We start from the raw sequence: 12076 nt of genomic DNA on the forward strand, positions 1-12076 counted from the left end.
GTAATCTCCTCAATTCCTCTTAGTTATTCTCTTTTTTCTCTTGTGTCCCGCAAATAATTGTTTCTAACTTCTCAAAGAGGCGTAACAAATCTTCTCTTTCTTGTAATTCTAAATGTGAGAAATATTTTGCAATGTGCTCATTACGAGCGGTCATTGCCTCTTCTACTCTAGCTTTCCCCTTTTTGGTTAACTCAATGACGACAACACGACGGTCCTCTTTGTCGTGATAACGCTCTACAAGCTCTTGGTCAATTAAGCGATCGATCATCACTGTAATTGCACTAGGCTTTACATACATCTTTTTTGCTAATTTTGTCGCCCTTGAAGCTCCATAATGATCTAAAATCTTTAAAATATAAAACTGCGGTGGTGTAAGTCCTGTTGCTTGCATTTGTTCTAATAACTCTGTCTGCATTTTCTTTCCAATCGAAAAGGCAAGAGCTTGAATTTTATCGATATGCATCATATCATTTGGCATGTTATCCACCTCTTATTTAAACAATAAAATATTTAATGTATTTAAATATTAATCCGACGAATAAAATCCGTCAACGTTTTTATTTATAAAAACGTTTACATTTTTGTCACAAAGTTGTATAATTTTCGACGAAGTTAATATTGACAGTCACGGAGAATCGGAGTACACGGCTATGAATCATAAAAAAGGAAACTTTTTTATATTTCATGGCCTTTTTATATTCTCTCTGACTTACGACACTTCGAATTAATTTGGGGAGGATTTTCATTTTATGTTTTTTACACAATTCTTTAAACCTGCGCCCCACGCGGAACGCTTACCAGCTGACCGCGTTGATAGTGAATACCGTAAACTACGTTTACAAGTATTTTTAGGTATCTTCATCGGCTATGCAGGTTATTACTTTGTTCGAAAAAACTTTTCACTAGCAATGCCATACTTAATTGAACAAGGCTTTAGTAAAGGGGAACTTGGGGTTATCCTTTCAGCAGTTTCTATCGCTTACGGATTAAGTAAATTTCTTATGGGTATCGTATCCGATCGTTGTAATCCTCGCTACTTTTTAGCAGCTGGGCTATTTTTATCAGGTATCATTAATATTATTTTCGGCTCATTTTCTTTCATTACAACGAGTATTATACTTATGTTTGTACTTCAGTTTTTAAATGGATGGGTACAAGGTATGGGATGGCCTCCTTGTGGTCGTACAATGGTTCACTGGTTCTCTATTAGTGAACGTGGTACAAAAATGTCTATTTGGAACGTCGCTCATAACGTCGGCGGAGCGCTTATGCCTTCTCTTGTAACATTAGGCTTATACTTCTTTGCGAATGACTGGAAAAGTATTTTTTACTTCCCAGGTATTCTTTCAATTTTAGTTGGTATTTATGTATTAATTACGATGAGAGATACACCTCAATCTTGCGGATTACCTTCTATTGAAGAACATACTGGAGAATATCCACCAGATGAAAAAGTACAAGATCGCGAACGCGAACTTTCGGTAAAAGAAATTTTATTTACATACGTACTAAACAATAAATTTTTATGGTACATCGCTATTGCGAACGTTTTTGTTTATTTCGTACGTTACGGTGTTGTAGACTGGGCTCCTACTTATTTAGTAGAAGAAAAAAGCTTTACTCATAGTAGTTCACGTACAGCCTATGCTCTATATGAATGGGCTGGTATTCCAGGTACACTTCTTTGCGGCTGGATGAGTGATAAACTATTTAAAGGACGCCGCGCACCTGCTGGTATTTTATTCATGGTTGGTGTATTTATCGCCGTTCTTGTGTACTGGCTAAACCCTCCTGGTAATCCAATGGTTGATAGTATCGCACTTGTTGCAATTGGATTTTTAATTTACGGACCTGTTATGTTAATTGGTCTACACGCTCTTGACTTAGCACCAAAGAAAGCGGCTGGAACTGCAGCTGGATTAACTGGCTTCTTCGGTTACTTAGGCGGAGCAGCTTTCGCTAGTGCCGCTATGGGCTTTATCGTCGATGCATTCGGATGGGATGGCGGATTCATCTTATTACTTGTATCTTGTGTACTTGCAATGTTCTTCCTTGCTCTTACTTTAAAGACAGGATCTCCAAAACAAAAGCAAGCTTAAGCACTAATATTATTCTTATCAAAAAAAGAGAGACTGTTCTTTCCAGAATGTCTCTCTTTTTTCTACATATAATACTTTTTTCTTACAAAAGATTTATTTCCCTTTCTTATACATGTTAGCGTTTTCAAAGCGCTTCAACTACTTATATACATGCATCCAATCTCTATATAAAAAGATTTTTGAATATTTTCTCAACTTATGCTTGTCAAACATTGTCAATTTATATTAAAATAACAACAACATACAAAATATTTAGTCTTTTCAGAAAGATGGAGGGATAGCCATGAAGAATCCACTTCTTCGCATTGAAAACTTACAGACTTCCTTTCGCATACAAGATCAATATCATGCCGCAGTTGATGATGTTTCGTTAACTGTCCATGAAAATGAAATTGTCGCGATAGTTGGTGAATCAGGTTGCGGAAAAAGTGCACTTGCCCTTTCCATTATGCGACTGCATAATGAAGCAAATACAAAATTACAAGGGCAGCTTAACTATAGAGATAAGGATTTACTAACGATGTCAGCCGCAGAGATGAATAAAGTACGCGGATCAAACATCGGTATGATTTTCCAAGAACCTCTTACAGCACTCGATCCTCTTATGACAGTTGGAAAACAAATCGAAGAAAATTTAGACTACCACACAAGCCTTTCAAAAGTTGAAAAGAAAGAACGCACCTTAGAACTACTTCATCAAGTTGGTATTCCAAAACCAGAACTTACATATAAACAATACCCACACGAATTATCTGGCGGAATGAGACAAAGAATTGTTATCGCAATTGCAATTGCTTGTAACCCAGCACTTATTATTGCAGATGAGCCAACAACGGCTCTTGACGTAACCATCCAAGCACAAATTTTAGACTTACTAAAATCTATTCAAGAACAAACGAAAATGGGCATTATTTTAATTACTCACGATTTAAGTGTTGTCGCAGAAACAGCCGATCGTATCGTCGTTATGTACGCTGGACAAGTTGTAGAAACAGGAAAAGTTGAAGAGATTTTTAACAACCCTCTTCACCCATATACTCGTTCTCTATTAAACTCCATTCCATCTGCGTATGCTGAAAAAGAAAAATTGCATGTAATTCAAGGGGTGGTTCCTTCGTTAGCGAAGATGCCTCGCACAGGTTGCCGCTTCCAAGCTCGAATTCCATGGATTAGACCTGATCAGCACGAGGAAAATCCAATTTTACATGAAGTAAAACCAGACCACTGGGTGCGTTGTACTTGCTACAAACATTTTAACTTCCAAGATAAGAAAGGAGATGACGTAACTCATGGCACTGCTTAAAGTAGAAGATTTAAAAGTACACTTTCCAATTAAAGGTGGTGTTTTCGGTCGTACATTAGATTACGTTCGTGCTGTTGATGGCGTAAGCTTCGAACTACAACCTGGCGAAACGTACGGAATCGTTGGGGAATCTGGGAGCGGCAAATCAACAACTGGAAAAGCAATTATGCACTTAACAAAAGCAACAGGCGGTAGCATTCATTTTAATAATAGAGATTTAACAAAATTAAGTCGCTCAGAACTAAGAGAACAGCGAAAAGATATTCAGATGATTTTTCAAGATCCTTATTCATCCTTAAACCCGAAGAAACGTGTTATGGATATTATCGCTGAACCACTTCGGAATTTTGAGAAACTCTCACCTGATGAAGAGCGTAGAGCTGTTCAAGATTATCTTGATAAAGTTGGCTTAAATCCAGAGTCTATTTATAAATACCCACATGAATTTTCCGGTGGACAAAGACAGCGGATTGGTATTGCACGCGCACTTACACTAAAGCCGAAGCTTATTATCGCAGATGAACCTGTATCTGCACTTGATGTGTCAGTACAAGCGCAAGTTTTAAACTTCTTACAAGATTTACAATCTGAACTCGGACTAACATACTTATTTATTAGTCATGATTTAGGTGTAATTCGCCATATGTGTGACCGTATCGGTGTTATGTATCGCGGACGCATTGTGGAAGAAGCAACTAGTGCTGAAATTTATAATAACCCACAGCACATCTATACGAAGCGCCTAATATCAGCTATTCCTGATATTCGTCCGGAAAACCGCGAACAACAGCGTAAATTGCGTCGTGAAGTAAGCACTGAGTACGAAAAATCATACGAAAATTATTTCAATGAAAATGGACGTGCTTACGATTTAAAACCAATCTCGCCAACTCACCGGGTGGCATTACCATAAGGGAGTGATAAATCATGTGGAAGTTTATATTACGGAGATTTTTAGTAATGATTCCGCAATTATTCGTGTTAAGTGTACTTGTCTTTTTACTAGCTAAAGCAATGCCAGGCGATGCCTTAACAGGCAGAGCAATGAATCCAAAAGCGGATCCAAAAGTGATTGAAGAACAACGTGAAAAGCTTGGATTAAATGACCCAGTTACAACACAATATGTTCGCTGGATTAAAAATGCAGTGCAAGGTGACTTCGGTATTTCCTATGCACATAAAATGAAAGTAACTGATTTAATTGGAGAACGACTTGGAAATACAGTATCTTTAGCACTTGTTATTCTTATTCTTACTTATTTAATTGCAATACCACTGGGAGTTATAAGTGGGCGTTGGAACGATACCTGGTCTGATCGACTCATTACCATTTACAACTATCTAGGTTTTGCTACACCACTATTTATATTTGCATTAATTATGCTCTTCCTATTCGGATTTAAGTTTGCAATATTCCCAACCGGTGGTAGCGTAGATCCTCAAGTTGCAACAGGTACATTCGCTTACTATTTAAGCAAATTAAATCACATGCTACTACCAGCTTTATCTGGCGCACTAATTGCAACAGTTGGTACTGTTCAATATTTACGAAGCGAAATTATTGATACGAAACATAAAGATTTTGTACGTACAGTACGAGCAAAAGGTGTTCCAGAGTCAAAAATCTATTCTAGACATATTTTACGAAATTCATTCTTACCGATTGCAGCCTTCTTAGGCTATGAAATTACAGGATTAGTTGGCGGTGCCATCTTTTTAGAAAGTATTTTTAGCTATCCAGGAATTGGACAACTATTTATACAATCTATCTCTCAACGTGATTTTAGTGTAATAACTGCACTCGTTATGTTTACTGGATTTGCAACGTTACTTGGAACGCTCCTTTCAGATATTATTCTAAGCATCGTCGATCCACGTATTCGTATTGATTAAAGAAAGGAGATGACGTTATGTTAGCAAACCCTGAAAAACAAACGGAAGTTATTCATTACGAAAAAAGCCCTTCTGGTTTCTCTATTATGTGGCGAGAACTTCGTAAAGATAAATTGGCAATGTTTTCACTTATTTTCCTAGCAATCTTATTGCTAGCAGTCTACGCAACATCTTTTATTATGAAACAAGAAGATATTGTACGAGTTGATTTATTCGCTATTTATGCCCCTCCCTCTGCTGAACATTGGTTAGGAACAGATTACGGAGGACGCGATATCTTCGGTCAACTTATTATTGGTACACGTAACTCATTTACAATTGGATTAGCAATTACTATTCTTTCTTGTTTAATTGGCCTTTCAATTGGATTAATTGCCGGTTATTTTGGAGGAACTATTGATAATATCATTATGCGCGTTATCGACTTTGTTATGGTTTTACCATTTTTAATGCTTGTAATTGTATTTATTACACTTGTTCCTACATTCAATATTTTCACTTTTATTTTAATTATGAGCGTGTTCTTATGGACAGGAAAGGCCAGATTAATTCGCTCAAAAGTATTAACTGAAAAAGAACTAGATTATGTCTCTGCATCTAAAACTTTAGGAACACCAAACTGGAAAATCATTCTTTTCCAAGTACTACCTAACTTAAGTTCAATTATCATTGTTAGCGTTACATTAAATCTTGCTGGAAACATCGGCATTGAATCTGGTCTAACTTTCTTAGGATTTGGTCTACCAGAGAGTACACCAAGCCTTGGTACACTTGTCAGTTATGCTAGAAATCCAGATGTATTACAAGAGAAGTGGTGGATTTGGTTACCCGCATCAATCATGATTTTAACATTGATGCTGTGTATAAATTTTATTGGTCAGGCGCTACGTCGTTCGGCCGACGCAAGACAAAGAAAAGGATAAGGGGTGGAAGAAATGACAAATAAGCCAAAGTTTTTCAAAGTATTAAGTACACTCGCGGTTTCAACATTACTACTTTCAGCATGTGGGGGCAGTGGTGGTAGTGAAAAAACAAGCAGCACAAAAAAAGTAGATACAAATAAATTTAGTGCATCTGTTAAAAATGATAAAAAGGAAATTAAAGATGGTTCATTAACATATGGCCTTGTTTCTAACACACCATTTGAAGGACTTTTAAATTTCGCTGTATATGAAGGGGACCCTGATAACCAAGTCATTACAATTTTTGATGAATCTTTATTATCAAATGACGAAAACTGGGAATATACGAATGATGGCGCTGCTACATATGAAATCTCTCAAGATAAAAAGACAATTACACTAAAAATTAAGGATAATGTAAAATGGCATGATGGAAACCCTGTTACTGCTGAGGATTTAGAATACTCTTATCTAGTGATTGGTAGTAAACAATATGCCGGTTCTCGCTATGACACTCAAATGCAAATGATTGAAGGTATGGAAGATTACCACAATGGAAAAGCCGAAAAAATTTCAGGTATTAAGGTAACAGATCCGAAAACAATTTCGATTACATTTAAAGAGCCGAATCCTTCAGTGAAAACAGGGCTTTGGGCATACCCTCTTCATAAGAAATACTTAGGAGATGTACCAATTGATAAATTAGCAGAATCTGATAAAATCCGTAAAAATCCAATTGGTTTCGGACCTTTTAAAGTGAAGAAAATCACACCAGGAGAATCCGTTGAATTTGAACGTTTTGATGACTATTACGGTGGAAAACCAAAACTGAAAAGTATGGTTTTAAAAGTTGTTAACCCTTCCGTTGTTAACGCTTCCTTAAAAAATGGTGATATTGACATTGCTGAGGTAAGTGCAGATCAATATCCAAATGTAAGTAAATTAAAAAATGCGCAATTAGTCGGTAAAACTGATTTATACTATAGTTATATCGGTTTTAAATTAGGCCATATGGATAAAGAAAAAGAAGAAGTAGTAATGGATAAGGAGAAATTTAAAGATGTTCGTGTACGCCAAGCAATGGCGTATGCTATTGATCGAAAAGAAATTGGTGAAAAATTATATCACGGTCTACGTTATCCGGCTAACTCACCAATCCCACCATCTCTACCAAAATATCATAACAATAAAATTGGTTCCTATGATAAAGATGTAGAGAAAGCTAAAAAGTTATTAGATGAAGCAGGCTATAAAGATACGAACGGAGATGGATTCCGTGAAGATCCAAGTGGTAAAGAGTTTAAAGCTAATTTCTTATCAATGAGTGGTAGCGATGTAAGTGAACCACTTGCAAAATTCTTTATCCAATCTTGGAAAGACATCGGCCTAAAAGTAGAACTTCTTGATGGTCGCTTACATGAATTTAACTCATTCTACGATATGATTAAAAAAGATGATCCAAAAGTTGATATTTTCTCTGCGGCTTGGGGAACTGCATCTGACCCAGATCCTTCTGGTATTTGGGCTAAAAATGCAGCGTTCAATTATACACGTTGGGCTAGTGACAAAAACACAGAATTATTAAAACAAGGTATTTCTCCAAAAGCTGCTGATGAAAAATACCGTAAAGATGTCTACGACAAATGGCAAAAATTAGTTCATGATGAAGTACCATTAATTCCACTCCATTATAAATTTGACTTAAAAGGTGTAAATAATCGCGTAAAAGATTATAAATACACACCAGAAGATCAATACAAGTGGGGTAAAGTTAGCGTAACAAGCGATAAAGCAGAAACAGAGAAATAAGAAAATAGCTCCTAGCATCTACATACATGCCAGGAGCTATTTTTTATTTACAACCTTTTTAGTGCTATTAATAACAACCAATTCCTTCCCCACTCTAAAATTAAAAGATTTGATGAATCATCTTTATTACAACAGCTAATGTAACAGATGCAGCAAATCCCCCTAAACAAATAAGACCGACACCTTGGCTATATGATAAATTTTGAAGTGCTTTCATCTTTTTCATCCTCCCTATCTCCCCTTCGTTATTTTTATTTTACCAATGGAATAAATTTCATAACATCGATTTTTCTGACAAAAAACTTACAAATTTGTAAGTTAATATTTTCTAAAACTTATGTATCTATTATGTCCACACTCGCCCCTTTTATACGTCAAAAAAGACCTCGAATTATATCAAGGTCTTGCTTACACTACAAAATATTTCACTCAATTTATTTAATAATCATCACCGGACATTTCACACGCTTTGCTATTTTATGACTGACACTACCAAGCACCATTTCTTGCAATGTATTTAACCCTCTACTCCCAGCAATAACAAGATCTATATCTCCTGTATTTACGTATTGAACAATTGTATCTCCTGGATCGCCATGTAATATCGTAATTTTATAAGAAATGTTCTCTTTCTTTAATAAACCTTCAATCTCTTTCAATTTATCTTTTCGACTAGCCGTTATTGTTTCTAAATCTGTTTGACCTTGTATAATATCTGATTTTGCTGTCCTATTATCTACTACGTACACAACTTCAACATTTGCTTCTTCGCTACATTTCGCAATATATGTTGCATGTTCCGCTGCTCGAAGTGCATGTTCAGAACCGTCACATGCTAATATAATTTGTTTATACATATGCTGAATCCCCTTTTCGTTATCCTACTCGTATTATATAATAAAGCCCCCTAAAAAGGAGGCTTCTAACTAGCAATTCTTTTATTATAAGTAGCTAAATTAGTAACAAGTTTTGCACTACGTTCATTTAATCCCGTTATACTTACTTTCACGCCACTTTGTTCATACTTCATGATAACTTTATCAATTGATGCCACTGCTGAATCATCCCATATGTGTGCGTGAGTAAAATTCAACTCAATGTCTTTTACATCTTCCTCAAATGAAAAATTATTTATAAAATCTGCCGTAGATGCAAAGAAAAGTTGGCCGTGAATTTCGTATATTTTCTTATTTTCAATATATAAATGTTTCACGTGAATCTTTGCCATATTGAATGCAAATAAAACCGCACTAATTACTGTTCCGATAATTACACCTAATGCTAAATTATGTGTAATTAAGACAATCACAACTGTTACGATCATAACAAATGCATTCCCTTTTGGTACTTTATGAATCGTTGTTACAGAGTTCCAATCAAATGTTCCGATTGAAACCATAATCATAACTGCAACTAAAGCTGCCATCGGAATATGCACGACATAGTCACCTAAAACGAATAGTAATACGATTAAAAATCCGCCCGCTACAAACGTCGATAAACGACCGCGCCCACCTGATTTAATATTAATAACAGATTGTCCAATCATTGCACATCCTGCCATTCCTCCGAAGAAACCAGCAACAATGTTTGCAATACCTTGCCCACGTGCTTCTTTATGTTTATTACTTTCCGTATGCGTCATATCATCTAAAACTGAAGCTGTTAATAAAGACTCTAGTAAACCGATAATTGCAAGCATAACTGCGTACGGTAAAATAATCCCTAATGTCTCAAGTGTAAAAGGCACGTCTGGAATACTAAAGAACGGTAATTCTTTCGGCAAACTTCCCATATCCCCTACTGTTTTTAACTGTAATCCGCTCATAATTGCAATACTTGTCACAATAATAATGGAAATAAGTGTAGACGGTACAGCCGTCGTAATACGTGGAAATACATATATAATTACAAGTCCTAATGCGACAAGCGCGTACATTTGCCAAGTTGCATTTTTAAAATGTGGCAATTGCGCTGTAAAAACTAAAATTCCAAGTGAATTTAAAAAACCACTCATAACAGATTTCGGAACAAACTTCATAAATGAGCTCAGTTTGAACACTCCAAAAATAATTTGGACAATACCTGTTAATATTGTTGTAGCAAATAAATATTGCAAACCATGATCTTTAACAAGCGTTACCATTAACAATGCCATTGCACCTGTTGCAGCTGAAATCATTCCAGTTCGTCCACCAACAAATGAAATGGTAACGGCAATACAAAAGGCTGCGTACAACCCAACGGTCGGATCCACGCCTGCAATAACAGAGAAAGCAATTGCTTCAGGGATTAACGCTAAAGCAACAACTATTCCTGATAGCACATCCCCTTTCACGTTGGAGAACCAATCATTTTTTATCGTCTGAAACAAAATACCACTCCTCTACTCTTTTACCCCGCTATTTGCCGGGCAGTAAGACCCTACCTCAAAATTCAGCGACAACAAAGAAGTGAGGTGGGGATCAACTGCCCATAAAAGCTCGATTGGTGAAGGCTAATAATCATTGGGAGATGAACAACCACTGATTAAAGTTTCACTTTATCATTCGATTTTCTCCATAAGAAAATCTAGCCGACTGCACGAAGGCTATTATATAACGAGTAGAGGATTTTGCGCTATGTAAAAGTTTCCTAAAAAAGACGCTACCTTCATAGCGTCTTCTCTCATTTCATTAATGTCCACCGTGCCCTTGACCACTTTCCTGAACAATTTCTAACCTCTCATCTAGTATTCCTTGCGTTTCAAATGAAATATTTTCAGTATTCCCTAATAAGAATCCATGATTGTACGGGCCAAGTGTTGGGTCATCTTTAAACTTCGGTTGAATAGTAGCAAGGAAATCATACACTGGTTGTGAAGCTTTTCCTTCCTCTAATAAGATAACGGGGGCATGTTTACCCATATGTGAAAATGGTGCTCCTGCAACTGCTAAGTCTGGTGTTTTGTTTGAAACAAATGATACACCATGGCCTGGTTTCGTGAACCCCCATCCAAATTTTGTTCTTTCATCTTTAAATTTCGCAAATGCAATAGAATTCTCTATCGGATTCTCTCCACTAATACGCGTTACTTTTCCATATTTGCTTAACTCTTTTTCCACTTCTTTTGAAACAACTTTTTCTGGTCCTAATACATATATATTCGCTTTATCTTTTCTCATCTTTAATGCCTCTATCGTCGCTTTTGGCACTTTATTCTTGTCTGTATAAAGTAGTGGTTCTGGCATATGAGAAATCCAGTTTACAGCTGGTGTTGTATATAAACGTCCTTCTTCTTCAGATGAACCGATAATAACACTATTCGGATAACTACCTGTTATATCCGCATACTCTTTATCAACATCTTTTGCAAATGTAGATGGATCCGTTTCTTTTATTTGCTTTACTTTATACTCTTTTAATTGCTCAAGGATAGATGCATCGACATCCCCCATCACCATAATTTGTGTTCCATCTTTCGTTCCGAGCGGATTTAATCGTTTTATTTCTTTTAATGTCATTTCGGGTACCTTTTCTTTTTCTATAAATAGAATCGGTCCGTTATTCGGATGATGAATAAGGTCTGCACTTGCAATACCTAATTGCCACTCATTTACTGGTACTAAAATAACAGCACCGGGTTGATTCTCTTTATGCGTTGCTGGCCATATCGTTTGCGAAGTTAATACTGCCATTTGCAGAGGATCATTTGTGTTTAATCTCGTTACATTTTTTAAACTTGTTGTTAATAAATCATTTGATGCACCTTGATTCATTTCTTTCGGTGCAGTTACCTCCTGATTCATTTTCATTTCCTTCTGCTCTGTTTTCTTCTCTTCTTTAGATTCATGATTTTTATGATCTGTATTTGTTTGTCCACATGCCGCAAGACCAACTGCTGTAATTATTGTTATCCCAAAAACTCGGGTCATTTTTTTCACTATACCGCCTCCGTATAAATCATTTTCGAGCCAATATCATTACCTAAAATGGAATTTCAACTTTACAATAACAAGCAATTCTGAAGAAATTATGCAGACACATTATAATCTGCACCATTTCTTCATGATTTTGACTTACAATTTAAG

The 12076-nt window shown here is 36.1% G+C and carries 11 protein-coding genes; 6 read left to right on the top strand and 5 right to left on the bottom strand.

Going from position 1 to position 12076, the window contains the following annotated elements; translation table 11 throughout:
• Window positions 1-19: 19 nt before the first annotated feature.
• On the bottom strand, window positions 20-478 hold the full coding sequence (locus PDQ40_RS20460) for a MarR family winged helix-turn-helix transcriptional regulator (RefSeq protein WP_001132356.1): 459 nt from the start codon (window positions 476-478) through the stop codon (window positions 20-22).
• 271 nt (window positions 479-749) lie between these two features.
• On the opposite strand from PDQ40_RS20460, the gene glpT reads away from it, so the two are divergent.
• From glpT to opp4A, 6 genes are all read left to right on the top strand, one after another.
• Complete coding sequence (gene glpT, locus PDQ40_RS20465; RefSeq protein WP_000466372.1) at window positions 750-2099, top strand: glycerol-3-phosphate transporter; 1350 nt, start codon at window positions 750-752, stop codon at window positions 2097-2099.
• Between the two features lie 283 nt (window positions 2100-2382).
• Window positions 2383-3402: an ABC transporter ATP-binding protein gene (locus tag PDQ40_RS20470; RefSeq protein ID WP_000795374.1), complete on the top strand. Its 1020-nt coding sequence runs from the start codon at window positions 2383-2385 to the stop codon at window positions 3400-3402.
• Window positions 3389-4315 carry an ABC transporter ATP-binding protein gene (locus tag PDQ40_RS20475; RefSeq protein ID WP_001196380.1) on the top strand — a complete coding sequence of 309 codons (927 nt, stop codon included), beginning with the start codon at window positions 3389-3391 and terminating at the stop codon, window positions 4313-4315. Before PDQ40_RS20470 ends, PDQ40_RS20475 begins: the two co-directional genes overlap by 14 nt.
• A gap of 14 nt (window positions 4316-4329) precedes the next feature.
• A complete protein-coding gene (gene opp4B / locus PDQ40_RS20480; protein ID WP_270691605.1) occupies window positions 4330-5295 on the top strand; it encodes an oligopeptide ABC transporter permease in 966 nt (321 codons plus the stop codon).
• A gap of 17 nt (window positions 5296-5312) precedes the next feature.
• Window positions 5313-6218 carry an ABC transporter permease gene (locus PDQ40_RS20485; protein ID WP_270691606.1) on the top strand — a complete coding sequence of 302 codons (906 nt, stop codon included), beginning with the start codon at window positions 5313-5315 and terminating at the stop codon, window positions 6216-6218.
• A 12-nt stretch (window positions 6219-6230) separates the two neighbouring features.
• Window positions 6231-8006, top strand: coding sequence for an oligopeptide ABC transporter substrate-binding protein (gene opp4A, locus PDQ40_RS20490; protein WP_270691607.1), 1776 nt, complete (start codon window positions 6231-6233; stop codon window positions 8004-8006).
• 100 nt (window positions 8007-8106) lie between these two features.
• Here opp4A and PDQ40_RS20495 read toward each other — a convergent pair whose 3' ends face one another.
• From PDQ40_RS20495 to PDQ40_RS20510, 4 genes are all read right to left on the bottom strand, one after another.
• Window positions 8107-8232, bottom strand: a complete 126-nt coding sequence (locus PDQ40_RS20495; RefSeq protein WP_000738299.1) for a DUF4027 family protein — start codon at window positions 8230-8232, stop codon at window positions 8107-8109.
• Between the two features lie 208 nt (window positions 8233-8440).
• Window positions 8441-8863: a universal stress protein gene (locus PDQ40_RS20500; protein WP_000277994.1), complete on the bottom strand. Its 423-nt coding sequence runs from the start codon at window positions 8861-8863 to the stop codon at window positions 8441-8443.
• Window positions 8864-8928: 65 nt separating this feature from the next.
• On the bottom strand, window positions 8929-10380 hold the full coding sequence (locus PDQ40_RS20505; protein WP_240814461.1) for a SulP family inorganic anion transporter: 1452 nt from the start codon (window positions 10378-10380) through the stop codon (window positions 8929-8931).
• 301 nt (window positions 10381-10681) lie between these two features.
• Window positions 10682-11929 (bottom strand): cell wall-binding repeat-containing protein, encoded by a 1248-nt coding sequence (locus PDQ40_RS20510; protein WP_270691608.1) that lies wholly within the window; start codon window positions 11927-11929, stop codon window positions 10682-10684.
• Window positions 11930-12076: the final 147 nt, after the last annotated feature.

This window comes from Bacillus cereus group sp. Bc061 (assembly GCF_027715825.1).
GTDB lineage: Bacteria > Bacillota > Bacilli > Bacillales > Bacillaceae_G > Bacillus_A > Bacillus_A paranthracis.